Below are 14,781 nucleotides of genomic sequence, written 5' to 3' on the forward strand. Positions count from 1 at the left end.
CGCGCCTTCCCGCCGTTCTTTTGATAAAAACTGGAGTTGGTCGCAACGGCTCGCAAGTGTGCGCAAATTTGGTCTCCCAAGCAAGCAATTCTCGTCCCACATCCCGGCGCAACAATCCGACCGCCCGACTAGGGAGCAGCATTTCTGGCCCGACGCTTGCTCAGACTCGTCTACCACCTCGGCGCGCGCCGATCGATAAAGCGTCGGAAGCGCTTCAATTCGTGCGTCCTCGGGCTCGGACGGGGTTGACTGGAAAGAAAAGTCACTGTGTATAATCTTCATTTTTAGTGCTCGCCTGCCGGCCTGTGCGGTGTGCGGGACGGCCGTACTGCCCGCATCTTAAAGTCCTACAAACCCATTGCTTATTATGGAGTGTAAAGGGAATGAAAGGTTTATGCTAAAGGCAGACGGACAATCATTTAGGAACGGATCGAGCAAATTGACGTTTTCTGGAAGTGTCGCTCTTACGTCGGCTGAGTATCACTCACAACATAGACCCGCTGTCCGAGCCCCTGTGAGGCACGCCTCAACGTCGGTCACCCGGTGTGCACGTCGTACTAATGGCCGCTAGGCGGACGCTTAACAAATGGCAGACCGCCAATCTGTCGATCTTGCGGGTTCGCTGAATGCGCCGGCCAAGCTGCATTCGGTCCTACGTTCGGATACTCGCAGCGGCACCAGACTATCGAATTTCACAGATCCGGCACAACACCGACCCCCGACCCGGTAAAGAGGACGCAATTTAAATGAAAGCAGTGTTGCTCGCTGGTGGCTTGGGCACCCGCATTTCCGAAGAAACCTATCTGAAGCCAAAGCCGATGATCGAAATCGGCGGCCGCCCCATCCTTTGGCACATCATGAAGACGTATTCCGCCCACGGCGTCAACGACTTCATCGTGTGCTGCGGGTACAAGGGTTACGTTATCAAGGAATACTTCGCGAACTACTTCCTGCACATGTCTGACGTCACGTTCAACATGTCCGACAACACAATGGAAGTTCACCAGAACAACGCGGAGTCGTGGCGCGTGACGCTAATCGATACTGGCGAGCACACCCAGACCGGCGGCCGCCTGAAGCGCGTTGCGCAGTATCTCGACGGCGAAGACTTCTGCTTTACCTATGGCGATGGTGTCGGTAACGTCGACATCACGAAGTTGATTGAATTTCACCGCGCAGGCGGCAAGCTCGCCACGCTGACCGCAACGCAGCCTCCCGGCCGTTTCGGCGCGCTTGATGTTCAGGAAAACCTCATTCGCAGCTTTCAGGAGAAACCGCACGGCGACGGCGCGTGGATCAACGGTGGTTTCTTTGTGCTGTCGCCCAAGGTGATCGAATACATCGACGGCGACGATACGATTTGGGAACGCGGCCCCATGGAGCGGCTTGCGCGCGAAGGACAGATGCAGGCATGGTTCCATAGCGGCTTCTGGCAGCCCATGGATACCTTGCGCGACAAGAATCACCTTGAAGATCTTTGGAATTCGAAACAAGCGCCGTGGAAAGTGTGGGCATGAACAAGCAATTCTGGCGAGGCAAACGCGTTCTCGTAACCGGCCACACGGGCTTCAAGGGCGGCTGGCTTTGCCTGTGGCTGCAACAACTCGGAGCCGAGGTAAGCGGTTATGCGCTGGCTGCGCCGACCGAGCCAAGCCTGTTCGACACCGCGCGGGTTGGCGAAGGCATGAAGTCGGTCATCGGCGACGTCCGCGATCTCGAACATCTGGCACGCGTCTTCGCCGAAAACCAGCCAGAAATCGTGATTCACATGGCGGCGCAGCCACTCGTGCGTCTGTCGTACAAAGAACCGGTTGAAACCTACTCCACCAACGTGATGGGCACGGTGCATCTGCTCGAGGCAGTGCGCCGTACACCGTCGGTGCGTGCAGTCGTCAACGTGACGAGCGACAAGTGCTACGACAATCGCGAATGGGTCTGGGGCTACCGGGAAACCGAGCCGATGGGCGGCTTCGATCCGTACAGCAACAGCAAGGGCTGCGCTGAACTGGTCACCGACGCGTACCGGAATTCGTACTTCAACCCGAACGCATTCGCGGAACACCGCGTCGCGCTCGCCAGCGGCCGCGCCGGCAATGTGATCGGCGGCGGCGACTGGGCGGGCGACCGCCTGATTCCTGACATGATGCGCGCGGTCAGCGCAAGTGTGCCCGTGCAGATCCGCAATCCTCATGCGATCCGGCCGTGGCAGCACGTTCTCGAACCATTGAGCGGCTATCTGCTGCTCGCCGAAAAACTCCATACGGAAGGCCCGAAATTCGCTGGCGGATGGAATTTCGGCCCGAACGATTCCGACACGCAACCCGTGCAGTGGATCGTCGAGCACCTAGTTTCACGCTGGGGCGACGGCGCCGCCTGGCAGCGCGATGCAGCACCGCAGCCTCACGAGGCGACCTATCTGAAACTCGATTGCTCGAAAGCAAAGAGCCTGCTCGGCTGGTCGCCGCGTTGGACGCTTTCTGAAGCGATCGACCACATCGTCGAGTGGCATCAGGCTTTCCTGCGGAATGCCGACATGCGCGCGCTGTCCCTTTCACAAATCAACGCTTACCAAGTCAAATGAATCCCAGTAAAGAGCAGATCAAAGAGCAAATCATTCAATTGGTCGGCCAGTATGGCGAACTTTCCACGCGCGCACCCGACTTCGAACCGGGTGTTACGGTCATTCCACCGTCGGGAAAGGTCATTGGCTCGCGCGAACTGGAGTTGATGGTCGAAGCATCACTCGACGGATGGCTCACGACCGGACGCTTCAACGATCAGTTCGAACAACGACTCGCGAAGTTCATCGGTGTCCAGCACCTGATCACGGTCAACTCGGGTTCGTCGGCGAACCTAGTCGCGTTCTCGACGCTGACGTCGCCGAAGCTCGGCGACCGCGCGATCAAGCCAGGCGACGAAGTCATCGGCGTCGCCGCAGGCTTCCCAACCACCGTGAACCCGATCCTGCAATTCGGCGCGGTGCCGGTGTTCGTCGACGTCGAACTGGGCACGTACAACATCGACGCTTCGAAGATCGAAGCCGCGATCAGCCCAAAGACCAAAGCGATCATGTTGGCCCACACTTTGGGCAACCCGTACAACCTCGACGTGATCGTCGCGCTGTGCAAGAAGCACAACCTCTGGCTGATCGAGGACTGCTGCGACGCGCTCGGCTCGACCTACAACGGCAAGATGGTCGGCACGTTCGGCGACATCGGCACACTGAGTTTCTACCCGGCCCACCACATCACGATGGGCGAAGGCGGCGCGGTGTTCACAAACGACCCGGAGCTTCGCCTGATCGCCGAATCTTTCCGCGACTGGGGCCGTGACTGCTACTGCCCGCCGGGCAAGGACAACACCTGCGGCAAGCGCTTCTGCTGGAAGCTGGGCAACCTGCCTGAAGGCTACGACCACAAATACACGTACTCGCACCTCGGCTACAACCTGAAGATCACCGACATGCAAGCCGCCTGCGGCCTCGCGCAGCTTGACCGCGCGGCCGAGTTCGTCGAAGCGCGCCGCCGTAACTTCGCGTACCTGAAGGACCGTCTGAGCAGTTGCGCCGAATTCCTGATCCTGCCGGAAGCGACGCCGAATTCAGATCCGTCATGGTTCGGTTTCCCGATCACGCTGAAGCCGGAAGCCGGCCTGCGCCGCGTCGACCTACTGACCTATCTCGACCAGAACAAGATCGGCACGCGCCTGCTGTTCGCTGGCAATCTGACGCGCCAGCCTTACATGATCGGCCGCAACTACCGCGTGAGCGGCGAGTTGACCAACACCGACGTGATCATGAACGACACGTTCTGGGTCGGCACCTTCCCGGGCCTCAAGCAGCCGCAGCTCGACTATATCGCCGAGAAGATCGAAACCTTCCTCGGCGTGAATTTCTAAGCGGCCCGGCAAATGAACGGAGCGACTCTGTGAAAGGCAACAAGCCAATATGTTGAACAAGCTGAAAGCCGCGTTCACCGGCGACCGGGAAACGCGCAAGAAGATGTTGCGCTACCTGCTCGTGGGCGGCCTCAACACCGCCTTCGGCTATTTCGCGACCGTCGGCTTGTACTACGCATTGCGACCGCATCTGCACATCGTTGTGATCGGTGTGATCGCCAACGTAATCTGCATCACAGAGTCGTTCATTACCTACAAGCTTTTCGTATTCAACTCGCGCGAGCCTTGGTTGCGCGAATACCTGCGCTGCTACGTGGTGTACGGCAGCAGCGCGCTCATTGGTATCGCCGGATTGTGGCTACTCGTGAATGTCCTAGGCATCCCGTTCTGGCTTGCTCAAGGCTTGCTCATGAGTGTCAGCGTAGCCATTTCCTACGCCGGCCACGACCGATTCACTTTCAAAAAAGTACAGCGCGGATGAGCGACAAGAAACTAATTAGCATCGTAGCCGGCTGCTTCAACGAACGCGACAACATCGCCGAACTCCATCAGCGCATTACGGCTGTGATGGCGCAGGTGCCGCATCTCGACTACGAAATCCTGCTCATCGACAACGCATCGACCGACGGCACCGTTGAAGTCATCCGGGAAATCGCCGCGCGAGACAAGCGTCTGAAGGCGATCGTCAACGTCCGCAACTTCGGCCACATCCGCTCGCCGTATCACGCGCTGCTGCTCGCACAAGGCGACGCGGTGATCGGCATGGCGTCGGACCTCGAAGATCCGCCTGAGCTGATCCTCGATTTCATCCGCAAGTGGGAAGAAGGATTCAAGGTGGCGATCGGCGTGCGCCGCAAGCACGAAGAACGCGGCCTCATGCCGCTCATGCGCAAGGCCTACTACGCGCTGATCACGCGTATTTCTGAAGTCGAACAGGTGCAGAACTTCACCGGCTTCGGTCTTTACGACAGGGCCGTGATGGACATCCTGCGCAAGATCGAAGACCCGTATCCGTATTTCCGCGGCCTGATCTGCGAAATCGGCTACGCGCGCGCCGAAGTGCCGTTCGACAAGCCAGTGCGCAAGCGCGGCATTTCGAAGGGAACGTTCCTCGTCTATCTCGACAGCGCGCTGCTCGGCATCGTCAACCACTCGAAGGCGCCACTGCGTCTCGCGACGATGATCGGCATCGCGATGAGCGGCCTCAGCTTCCTGACCGGCATCTACTACTTCGTGCGCAAGCTGCTGGCGTGGAGCGAGTTCCAGATGGGCATCGCGCCGCTCGCGATCGGCGTGTTCTTCTTCATGGGCATGCTGTTCCTGCTGATGGGGCTGCTCGGCGAATACGTCGGCCTGCTGGTCACGCACACGGTGAAGCGGCCGATGGTGGTCGAGCGCGAACGCATCAACTTTGACTGAGAGTTTTATGGAGCACACGATTCCGAGCGGCCACACGCTGTTCCAGCGCGATCTGGAACATGTCGCCGCCCAACTGGAAGGCGATCTAGCGCAGTTGCGCGACGCCCATCTTTTCATCACAGGCGGCACTGGCTTCTTCGGCATCTGGCTGCTCGAGAGCCTGCTGTGGGCGAATGAAAAGCACGCGCTGAACCTGCGCGTGACGGTGCTGAGCCGGTCGCCAGAGAAATTCCTCGAACAGCGTGCGCCGCACCTGCGCGGCCGCACGGGACTGAACTTCATCGCTGGTAGTCTGACCGATTTCGAGGCCCCCACTGACGCGTGCAGCCACATTCTGCATGCAGCGTCGGAGACGAACCTCGAACAGTCCGGCGACTGGGCGCAGCGCCACCTGGACGCAGCGATTGACGGCACGCGCCGCCTGCTCGACATGGCCGCAGCGCATCGTTCGGAAGCGGTTCTGATCACGACCTCCGGCGCGGTCTATTCGCCGATGGACTCGGTCGTCGACGACCTTTGTGTGGAAGGGCCGACCGGCGTCGCGGACTACGCGTCCGAACGGATCGTCTACGGCCAGTCGAAGCGCATGATGGAAATCATGACGTCGGTCGCCGCGCAACGGCATGGCTACCGCGCGCTGATCGCCCGCTGCTTCGCGTTCGTCGGCCCGTACCTCGCGCTCGACAGCAACTATGCGATCGGCAACTTCATGCGCGACGCGCTCGCAGGCCGCGAAATCGTGGTTGGCGGCGACGGCACGCCGCTGCGCTCGTACCTGTACGCGGCGGACCTCGTCGTGTGGCTGATCCGCGTGCTGGCACGCGGCCGCTCGGGCGTGCCGTATAACATCGGCGGCGACGAGATCGTGTCGATCGGCGAGCTGGCGCGCATGGTCGCGAAGGTCGCGGACACGCCGGACGCGGTGCGCATAAAGGGCACGCCGGTGTCGGGCTTAAAGCCGTCAGCGTATCTGCCGTCGCTGCAGCGCGCCGTAACCGAACTGGATTTGCAGGTCTCGATTCCGCTTGAAGAAGCGATCCGGCGCACGATGGCGTGGCATCGCGCGCGAACCCGCGCAACGAACCCGATTTGATATCCGAGTACGACATGAAACAACTTGTTTGCATTCAAGGCCTTGGCTTTGTCGGCGCCGCAATGGCAGTCGCCTGTGCCCGTGCGGGCACGCGCAACGGCGGCGCACCGGTATTCGACGTGGTCGGACTCGACCTCGCCACTGAAACCGGCGAGCACCGCGTCAGCAAAATCAACACTGGCGAGTTCCCGTTCGGCACGACCGACACGAACCTGATCGCCCAAACCCGACACGCGCACGAAGCCGGCAATCTGAAGGCCAGCACCGACGTGAGCGTGCTCGCTGCGGCGTCGATCGTGGTGGTCGACGTGCACTTCGACATCGGCGATCTGACGGGCGAAGGCCACCTCGAATTCGGCCCGTTCATTCGCGCGATCGAAACGGTCGGCCAGCACATTCAGCCGGGCACGCTGGTGGTCGTTGAAACGACGGTGCCGCCGGGCACGTGCTCGAAAGTGATCCGTCCGGTGCTCGACCGCTGCGCCGAAGCGCGCGGCCTGAAGGCCGGCGCCTTCCTGCTCGCGCACGCCTACGAGCGTGTGATGCCGGGCGACAACTACCTCGCGTCGATCACCGATTTCTGGCGAGTGTTCGCGGGCGACACCCCCGAAGCCGGCGACGCATGCGAGGCCTTCCTGTCGCACGTCGTCAACGTCGCCGAATTCCCGCTGACGCGACTGTCTCACACGACGGCGTCGGAAACGTCGAAGGTGCTCGAGAACAGCTACCGTGCGGTCAACATCGCGTTCATGGACGAATGGGGCCGTTTCGCGGAGAAGGTCGGAATCGACATGTTCGAAGTCATCAACGCGATCCGCAAACGTCCAACGCACAACAACATGAAGCAACCGGGCTTCGGCGTCGGCGGCTACTGCCTGACCAAAGACCCGCTGTTCGCCGATCTGGCCGCGAAAGACATTTTCAATCTGACCGACATCGAGTTCCCGCTGTCGCGCAGCGCGGTGAAGATCAATCAGGACATGCCGCTCTATTCGCTCGACAAGGTCCGCGGCGCGCTCGGCAGCCTCGCCGACAAGCGCCTGCTGCTCGCCGGCATTTCGTATCGCCAGGACGTAGCCGACACGCGCTATTCGCCGTCGCAGCCGTTCTATGAAGGCGCGGTGATCGAAGGCGCGGAAGTGAGTTGCCACGACCCGCTGCTCGGCCATTGGGACGAACTCGAACTGGACGTCGCGACGAGTCTCGACGCCTGCCCGGATGTCGACGCGGTTGTATTTGCTGTGCCGCACAAGGAATTCCGCGCATTGCAGCCGGCCGCGTGGCTTGGCGGCCGTAAGCCGTACATCCTCGACGCCAACGACTGTCTGTCGCACGACCAGCGCGCGCAGTTCGCCGCGCTGGGCTGCCGCGTCGAGTCAATCGGACGAGGCACGCGCGCTTAATCACAGAGCGGGCAGCGGGCGCGGCAATCGCCCTCGGCTGCACCGAACTGACGGCGTACGGAAATGCGCTGGCATACAACATACAGGAGTTGAACGTGAAAGTTTTGATTACGGGCGGTGTCGGTTTCGTCGGTGGGCATCTTGCCAACAGCTTGGGCGAAGAAGGACACACGGTCCATCTTCTCGACAATTTCAAACGCGGCGTGCAGGACCCGTTCATCGAGCAAGCCGTCGCCAAATACGGCGTGAAGATCATCAACGCGGATCTACTCGACGAAACGTCGCTGCAAGCGCTCGATGACGACTACACGCACATCTACCACCTCGCGGCGATCATCGGCGTCGTGCACGTGCTGCAACGTCCGTACGAAGTGCTGACCGCGAACGTGCGCATGACCGAGAACGTGATCAACCTCGCGCGCCGCCAGAAAGCGCTGCAACGCCTACTGTTCAGCTCGACCTCCGAGGTCTACGCAGGCACGCTGATCCACATGGACATGCCGATCCCGACGCCGGAAACGACGCCGATCGCGCTTACCGCGCTGGAACAGCCGCGCACCAGCTACATGCTGTCGAAGCTGTACGGCGAAGCGATGTGCAACATGAGCGGCCTGCCAGTCACCAACGTCCGCCTGCACAACGTGTACGGTCCGCGCATGGGCATGTCGCACGTAATTCCCGAGTTGCTGTTCAAGGCGTGGAAGTCGAAAGACGGCGACTCGCTCGACGTGTTCAGCGTCGACCACAAGCGCACGTTCTGCTATGTCAGCGATGCGATGCGGATGATTCGCGCGCTGACCGAGTCGGACAGCGCGGTCGGCCAGACAGTCAACATCGGCAACGAATCTCCGGAAGTTACGATCGGCGAAGTCGCCAGCGCCGTGGTGTCGGCGGTCGGCCGGCAGTTGACGCTAGTGCCGCAGGCAGCCACGCCGGGTTCGCCCGCGCGCCGCTGCCCGAGCACGCGCCTGCTCGACAAGCTGACCGGCGTGCAAGGTGTCGTCGGCCTCGACGAAGGCATCGCGCTGACGTACCGCTGGTATCGCGAAACCGTGTTCGAAGGCCATGGGACGACCGCGCAATGATCCCGTTAGCCATCCCCAATCTCGCCGGTAATGAACGCAAGTATCTGAACGAGTGCATCGACAGCACGTTCGTGTCGACCGTCGGTCCGTTCGTCACGCGCTTCGAGCAGCAGATCAGCGAAGCGTCCGGCTACGCGTACACGGTCGCGACATCGGCTGGCACGACCGGCCTGCACGCCGCGCTGCTCGCGGTCGGCGTGAAGCCTGGCGATCTCGTGGTGGTTCCTGGCCTGAGCTTCATCGCCACCGCCAACGCGGTCGCGCATGCGCACGCGCAGCCCTGGCTGCTCGACATCGACGAGGCGTCGTGGACGCTCGATCCGGTCGCGCTCGCGAACGCGTTCGAAAACGAAACCACGCCGGGCGTCGACGGACTGCCGGTGCATCGCGCAACCGGCAAGCGCGTCGCCGCGATCGTCCCGGTCTACACGCTCGGCATGCCGGCGGACATGGACCCGATCGTCGCGACCGCCCGCAAGTTCGGCGTGCCGATCGTGGCCGATGCGGCCGCCGGACTCGGCGCGACCTACAAGGGCCGTCCGCTCGGCGACATGGGCGCCGACCTGACGATGTTCTCGTTCAACGGCAACAAGACGGTCACGGCCGGCGGCGGCGGTGCGATCTCCGGCAACGACAAGAAGCTGGTCGACCTCGTTCGCCACCTGACCACGACCGCCCGCGTCGGCGCTGACTACGATCACGATCGCGTCGGCTTCAACTACCGGATGACGAATCTGCAAGCGGCCGTCGGCTGCGCGCAAATGGAGTTGCTGGACGCGTTCGTGGCAAAGAAGCGGGCCATCGCCCGTTTCTACGACGAAGCGTTCAGCGATCTGCCGCAAGCGCTGCCGTTTCCGTCACCGGAATTCGCGCAAAGCGCGTGCTGGTTCTCAGGCTTCATCCTGAAGACCGGCGACTCCGCGCCGCTGCGCGCAGCGTTACGCGAGGCGGGCGTCGACGCTCGCCCGTTCTGGAAGCCGCTGCACTACCAGGCGCCGTTCGCCGATGCGCCGCGCGGCGATCTGCATGCGTGCGAGACCATCTGGCAACGCATCGTGACCCTGCCCTGCTCCACCGGCATCACCGACGAGCAACTGAACGAGGTGGTGGCCGCCGTTCGCCGCGAGGTCGCCGGTTCATGAGTACGACGCGACGCCGGATCTGCTTCGTCACGGGCACGCGCGCGGACTACGGTCACCTGTACTGGGTGATGCGAGAAGTGCAGCAGGATCCAGATTTGCAGTTGCAGGTCATCGTCACCGGCGCACACCTGTGCAACGCATGGGGCCGCACGGTCGACGTGATCGAGCGCGACGGTTTTCCGATCGACGCGCGAGTCGACATGCAATTGTCCGGCGACTCCGGTGTCGCCACGTCGAAGTCGACGGGCCTCGCGGTCATCGGCCTGGCCGACGCGTATGAACGCCTCGCGCCGGATCTGATCGTGCTGCTCGGCGACCGCTACGAAGAACTCGCGGCGGCACAAGTCGCGCTGCTGATGAAAATCCCGGTCGCGCATATTCACGGCGGCGAGACGAGCGAAGGTGCGATGGACGAATCGATCCGTCACGCGGTCACCAAACTGTCGCATCTGCATTTCGTGGCGGCCCGCGCGTATCGCGACCGCGTGCTGCAACTCGGCGAGAACCCAGCCGCGGTATTCGATTTCGGCGCGCCAGGGCTCGACCATCTGACCCGCACGCCTTTGCCAGACCGCGCCGCACTAGCCGCACACACCGGTTTGCCGCTGGACGCACCGGTGTTCGCCGTGACCTATCACCCGGTCACCCTGAACGCGCAAGATCCGGCCATCGCAGCCAACGCGCTGATCGGTGCACTTGAACGCTTCCCGACGGCGAACATCGTGTTTACCGGCGTGAACGCGGACCCCGGCAATTCAGCGATCGCCCGCGTGATCCGCGAGTTCACCGTGGTGAATCCGGCGCGCGCCAGGTTCTTCGATTCGCTCGGCCAGCAGCGCTATTTGAGCCTGTTGCAGAACGCGGACGTGGTGATCGGCAATTCGTCGAGCGGGTTAATCGAAGCACCCGCGCTGCGTGTGCCGACAGTCAACATTGGCGACCGCCAGCGCGGCCGTCTGAAGGCCGTGTCGGTGATCGATTGCGCCGACGACACCGAATCGATCGTGCAGGCTGTCGAGCGCGCGCTATCGCCGCAGTTCCGCGCGCAATTGCCGGCGGACGTGTCGCTGTACGGCAAGGGGCACGCGGCCCCGCAGATCAAGCAGGTGCTGAAGACCTGCGATCTGTCGAACATTCTGATGAAGAAGTTCTTCGATTTTCACCTATGACGGCAGCGATGTCGGCGAACGAAGTATGACGAATACGAAACTCTATGTGCTAGGCGGCGGCGGTCACGCGAAGGTCGTGATCGACGCGCTGACGGTAGGCGGCGCGACTATTGCCGGCCTGATCGATCCGCGGCTCGAGGTCGGTGCGATTGTGCTCGGCGTGCCGGTGATCGGCGGCGACGAATGGATGACGAAGCTCGATCCGCAAGGCGCGCAGCTCGCGAACGGCATCGGCGCGACGGTGAAGAGCCGCGTGAACCGCAAGCTGTTCGACCTGTGGTCCACGCAAGGCTTCTCGTTCGTGTCGGTCGTGCATCCGTCTGCGATCGTCAGCGCCGAAGTCGAACTCGCGCAGGGTTGCCAGATCATGGCCGGGGCGATTTTGCAGCCGCACGCGAAGATCGGCGTGGGCACCGTGATCAACACGGCGGTCAGCATTGACCATGACTGCGTCGTCGGCGCGCACTGCTTCATCGCGCCTTCGGTCACGCTGTGCGGCGGCGCGACAATCGGCGAGGGATCATTCGTCGGCGCTGGCGCGACGCTGTTGCCCGGCGTGAAGGTCGGCAACAACGCACTGGTCGCGGCCGGCGCGGTAGTCGACGCCGACGTCGCGGACGGCGATTATTTTCAGCGCTAATTTTTCGGCAAGCAGCGCTACACCTAACATCTTAAAGAGCTGGTTATGAACGTATCTGACGCAGTTATCCGTTTTCTCGAAGAACGCGGCATTGGTAAAGTCTTCATGCTGTCGGGCGGCGGCATCATGTATCTGCTCGATGCGCTCGGCAAGAGCAAGAAGCTCGGCTATGTTTGCAATTACCACGAGCAGGCGTGCGCGATCGCGGCCGACGGCTACGCGCGGATGAACGGCTTCGGCGTCTGCTTCGCGACCTTCGGCCCCGGCGCGGTCAACGCGCTGGCCGGCGTGGTCGGCGCATGGTACGACTCGGTGCCGATGCTGGTCGTGTCGGGCCAGGTGCGCTCCAACCTGGTCGCCGACTACACGAAGGTGCGCCAGGTCGGTCCGCAGGAAGGCAACGTGCTCGAGATGGTCAAGCCGGTCACGAAGTATGCGGTCTCGCTGCGCGATCCGAACACGATTCTGAGCGAGTTGGAAAAGGCTTATCACATCGCCAAATCGGGCCGCCCGGGTCCGGTGTGGCTTGAACTGCCGCTCGACATGCAGTCGGCCGAGGTCGACTGGGACGCGCTGCCGCATTGGGAAGGCGAAGAAGCGAAGGCCGATCCGAGCGCCCAGCATCTGCCGGAAATCCTCGAATCGCTGAAGACGGCGAAGCGCCCGGTGCTCGTTCTCGGCAACGGCGTGCGTTTGTCCGGCATGCACGAGGCGGTGCTCGAACTCGTGAACAAGCTCGAAATCCCGACGCTGATCCCGTACACCGGCAAAGACCTGCTGGAGTGGGACAACGAATATTCGTTCGGCGTGTTCGGCACGGCCGGTCAGCGTCACGCGAACATCATCCTTCAGAACTCGGATCTGGTCATTGGTCTCGGCGTCGGCTTCTGCGTCGCAAAGACGGGCTTCGAAACCAAGAAATTCGCGGTCGGCGCCAAGAAGATTTTCGTCGACGTCGATGCCGGCCAACTCGAAGGGCACCCGCTGAAAGCGGATCTGCCGATCCTCTCCGATCTGCGCGATTTCGTACCGGGCCTGCTCGGCGCTCTCGGCGGCTACGAAGGCGCGCATCGCCCGTGGCTCGACCTGTGTGCGACGTGGAAGAAGCGCTACCCGATGGTGCCGGAGGAGCTCCGCGCCGACGGCGAATTCATCAACTCGTACGTGTTCATGGACACGCTGTCGGACGTCGCGGCCGAAGGCGATGTGGTCGTCACCGGCAACGGTCTCGACTGCGTCAGCTTTTACCAGGCGTTCAAGATCAAGAAGGACCAGCGCGCGGCGCTGAATGGCAACTGGGGGTCGATGGGCTGGGATCTGCCAACCGCGGTCGGCGCGCACTATGCGACCGGCAAGCGCACGCTGTGCATCACCGGTGACGGCAGCCTGATGCTGAACGGCCAGGAATTGCTGACCATCGGTGCAAACAAGCTGCCGGTCAAAGTGTTCGTATTCAACAACGATGGCTACGGCTCGATCAAGGCCACACAGAACAACTTCTTCGAAGGCCGTTTCGTCGGCAGCGGTCCGAGTTCCAACGTCTACAATCCGGACTTCGAAGCGCTCGCGAAAGCGTTCGGCCTCGACTACGTGAAGGTCAGCCAGCATTCCACGCTGCGTCAATCGCTGGCCGACGTCGTGAATGCGGACGGCCCGGTGCTGTGTGAAGTCATGGTCTCGCCGGAACAGTGGATTTCGCCGAAGGCGACGTCGTTCAAGAACGCCGAAGGCAAGATCGAATCGAAGCCGCTCGACGACATGTTCCCGTTCCTGCCGGCCGACGAGATCGAAGAAAACCGCCGCCTGGCGCAATCGCTCTGATCCGGCGCGCGGGTCCACGGGCATCGCTGCCGGCGCCCCGCGCACACCATCGAATGCCATTTTGATTCTTGAAGGATGCTTGACATGAGCGAGCGTTGCATAGTGATCGCCGAAGCCGGCGTCAATCACAACGGTTCACTGGATCTGGCTCATCGACTCGTCGACGTGGCGGCGCAAGCCGGCGCGGACTTCGTCAAGTTCCAGACCTTCCGCACCGAGGCCCTCGTTACGCGCACAGCGCAAAAGGCCGACTACCAGAAGCGCACAACAGGTCACACGGAAACCCAGTTCGAGATGCTCAAGAAACTTGAGCTGGACGAAAACGCGTTCCGCGAACTGGCGGCCTATGCGAAGTCGAAAGGCATCGGTTTTCTGTCCACGCCGTTCGACATCGAGTCCGCAGGCTTTCTCACGACGCTCGGCGTCAGCGCGTTCAAGGTGTCGTCGGGCGACCTGACGAACATTCCGTTCCTGCGCGAACTCGCGAGCATGGGCCTGCCGATCATCCTGTCGTCAGGCATGGCGACGCTCGGCGAACTCGAGGAAGCAGTCGACACCTGCGAACGCGCCGGCGTGCCGATCGACAAGCTCACTTTGCTGCATTGCACCACCGAATATCCGGCGCCGGCCGAAGAGATCAACCTGCGTGCGATGCAGACGATCGCGGCCGCGTTCCCCGGCGCAACCTTCGGCTACTCGGACCACACCGAAGGCATCGAAATTCCGATCGCCGCCGTCGCGATGGGCGCGCAGGTCATCGAAAAGCACTTCACGCTCGACCGCACGATGGAAGGTCCGGATCACAAGGCCAGCCTCGAGCCCGCCGAACTCGCCGCGATGGTTCGTGCGATCCGGCGCGTCGGCGTCGCACTCGGTGACGGCCGCAAGCGCCCCACCGCTTCCGAATTGCCGAACCGGCAAATCGCGCGTAAGAGCATCGTCGCCGCTCGCCCGATCGCGAAAGGCGAAACGTTCACCGAACAGAACCTCTCCATCAGACGGCCCGGCAACGGCATTTCCCCGGCCCGCTGGGACTCGCTGATCGGCCATCCGGCCGGCCGCGACTACGCGCAAGACGAACTGATCTAATAATCGCACCCGCACGACAGGCG

General features: G+C 62.1%; 13 protein-coding genes. All 13 read left to right on the top strand.

Annotation, left to right across the window (positions count from 1 at the left end; translation table 11 throughout):
• The first annotated feature begins 746 nt into the window (after positions 1-746).
• Positions 747-1,517, top strand: a complete 771-nt coding sequence (rfbF, locus tag P3T25_RS16875; RefSeq protein ID WP_429358431.1) for a glucose-1-phosphate cytidylyltransferase — start codon at positions 747-749, stop codon at positions 1,515-1,517.
• Positions 1,514-2,581, top strand: coding sequence for a CDP-glucose 4,6-dehydratase (gene rfbG / locus P3T25_RS16880; RefSeq protein ID WP_429358432.1), 1,068 nt, complete (start codon positions 1,514-1,516; stop codon positions 2,579-2,581). The genes rfbF and rfbG overlap by 4 nt, the downstream gene beginning before the upstream one ends.
• Positions 2,578-3,897, top strand: a complete 1,320-nt coding sequence (gene rfbH / locus P3T25_RS16885) for a lipopolysaccharide biosynthesis protein RfbH (protein ID WP_429358433.1) — start codon at positions 2,578-2,580, stop codon at positions 3,895-3,897. The genes rfbG and rfbH overlap by 4 nt, the downstream gene beginning before the upstream one ends.
• Before the next feature lie 49 nt (positions 3,898-3,946).
• Positions 3,947-4,378 carry a GtrA family protein gene (locus P3T25_RS16890; RefSeq protein WP_201128588.1) on the top strand — a complete coding sequence of 144 codons (432 nt, stop codon included), beginning with the start codon at positions 3,947-3,949 and terminating at the stop codon, positions 4,376-4,378.
• A complete protein-coding gene (locus P3T25_RS16895) occupies positions 4,375-5,316 on the top strand; it encodes a glycosyltransferase family 2 protein (RefSeq protein ID WP_429358434.1) in 942 nt (313 codons plus the stop codon). Before P3T25_RS16890 ends, P3T25_RS16895 begins: the two co-directional genes overlap by 4 nt.
• A 7-nt stretch (positions 5,317-5,323) precedes the next feature.
• A complete protein-coding gene (locus P3T25_RS16900) occupies positions 5,324-6,409 on the top strand; it encodes an NAD-dependent epimerase/dehydratase family protein (RefSeq protein WP_429358435.1) in 1,086 nt (361 codons plus the stop codon).
• Positions 6,410-6,423: 14 nt separating this feature from the next.
• The gene (locus P3T25_RS16905; protein WP_429358436.1) at positions 6,424-7,812 is read left to right on the top strand and encodes a nucleotide sugar dehydrogenase; all 1,389 of its coding nucleotides are present in this window, start codon (positions 6,424-6,426) and stop codon (positions 7,810-7,812) included.
• 95 nt (positions 7,813-7,907) lie between these two features.
• Entirely contained in the window at positions 7,908-8,897 is a 990-nt protein-coding gene (locus tag P3T25_RS16910; RefSeq protein ID WP_429358437.1) for an NAD-dependent epimerase/dehydratase family protein, read from the top strand.
• Positions 8,894-10,039, top strand: a complete 1,146-nt coding sequence (locus P3T25_RS16915; protein WP_429358438.1) for a DegT/DnrJ/EryC1/StrS family aminotransferase — start codon at positions 8,894-8,896, stop codon at positions 10,037-10,039. The genes P3T25_RS16910 and P3T25_RS16915 overlap by 4 nt, the downstream gene beginning before the upstream one ends.
• Complete coding sequence (gene neuC, locus P3T25_RS16920) at positions 10,036-11,208, top strand: UDP-N-acetylglucosamine 2-epimerase (RefSeq protein WP_429358439.1); 1,173 nt, start codon at positions 10,036-10,038, stop codon at positions 11,206-11,208. The genes P3T25_RS16915 and neuC overlap by 4 nt, the downstream gene beginning before the upstream one ends.
• A gap of 25 nt (positions 11,209-11,233) precedes the next feature.
• Positions 11,234-11,848: an acetyltransferase gene (locus P3T25_RS16925; RefSeq protein ID WP_429358440.1), complete on the top strand. Its 615-nt coding sequence runs from the start codon at positions 11,234-11,236 to the stop codon at positions 11,846-11,848.
• Between the two features lie 45 nt (positions 11,849-11,893).
• The gene (locus P3T25_RS16930; RefSeq protein WP_429358441.1) at positions 11,894-13,669 is read left to right on the top strand and encodes a thiamine pyrophosphate-binding protein; all 1,776 of its coding nucleotides are present in this window, start codon (positions 11,894-11,896) and stop codon (positions 13,667-13,669) included.
• Between the two features lie 84 nt (positions 13,670-13,753).
• Positions 13,754-14,758, top strand: a complete 1,005-nt coding sequence (gene neuB / locus P3T25_RS16935; protein WP_429358442.1) for an N-acetylneuraminate synthase — start codon at positions 13,754-13,756, stop codon at positions 14,756-14,758.
• The last annotated feature ends 23 nt before the right edge of the window (positions 14,759-14,781 follow it).

The organism is Paraburkholderia sp. GAS32, assembly GCF_050434225.1.
Classification (GTDB): domain Bacteria; phylum Pseudomonadota; class Gammaproteobacteria; order Burkholderiales; family Burkholderiaceae; genus Paraburkholderia; species Paraburkholderia madseniana.

What these genes read in the sequence shown, in the direction of transcription:
- rfbF (WP_429358431.1), top strand. Translation starts at nt 747, where the DNA reads ATGAAAGCAGTGTTGCTCGCTGGTGGCTTGGGCACCCGCATTTCCGAA.
- rfbG (WP_429358432.1), top strand. Translation starts at nt 1,514, where the DNA reads ATGAACAAGCAATTCTGGCGAGGCAAACGCGTTCTCGTAACCGGCCAC.
- rfbH (WP_429358433.1), top strand. Translation starts at nt 2,578, where the DNA reads ATGAATCCCAGTAAAGAGCAGATCAAAGAGCAAATCATTCAATTGGTC.
- P3T25_RS16890 (WP_201128588.1), top strand. Translation starts at nt 3,947, where the DNA reads ATGTTGAACAAGCTGAAAGCCGCGTTCACCGGCGACCGGGAAACGCGC.
- P3T25_RS16895 (WP_429358434.1), top strand. Translation starts at nt 4,375, where the DNA reads ATGAGCGACAAGAAACTAATTAGCATCGTAGCCGGCTGCTTCAACGAA.
- P3T25_RS16900 (WP_429358435.1), top strand. Translation starts at nt 5,324, where the DNA reads ATGGAGCACACGATTCCGAGCGGCCACACGCTGTTCCAGCGCGATCTG.
- P3T25_RS16905 (WP_429358436.1), top strand. Translation starts at nt 6,424, where the DNA reads ATGAAACAACTTGTTTGCATTCAAGGCCTTGGCTTTGTCGGCGCCGCA.
- P3T25_RS16915 (WP_429358438.1), top strand. Translation starts at nt 8,894, where the DNA reads ATGATCCCGTTAGCCATCCCCAATCTCGCCGGTAATGAACGCAAGTAT.
- neuC (WP_429358439.1), top strand. Translation starts at nt 10,036, where the DNA reads ATGAGTACGACGCGACGCCGGATCTGCTTCGTCACGGGCACGCGCGCG.
- P3T25_RS16925 (WP_429358440.1), top strand. Translation starts at nt 11,234, where the DNA reads ATGACGAATACGAAACTCTATGTGCTAGGCGGCGGCGGTCACGCGAAG.
- P3T25_RS16930 (WP_429358441.1), top strand. Translation starts at nt 11,894, where the DNA reads ATGAACGTATCTGACGCAGTTATCCGTTTTCTCGAAGAACGCGGCATT.
- neuB (WP_429358442.1), top strand. Translation starts at nt 13,754, where the DNA reads ATGAGCGAGCGTTGCATAGTGATCGCCGAAGCCGGCGTCAATCACAAC.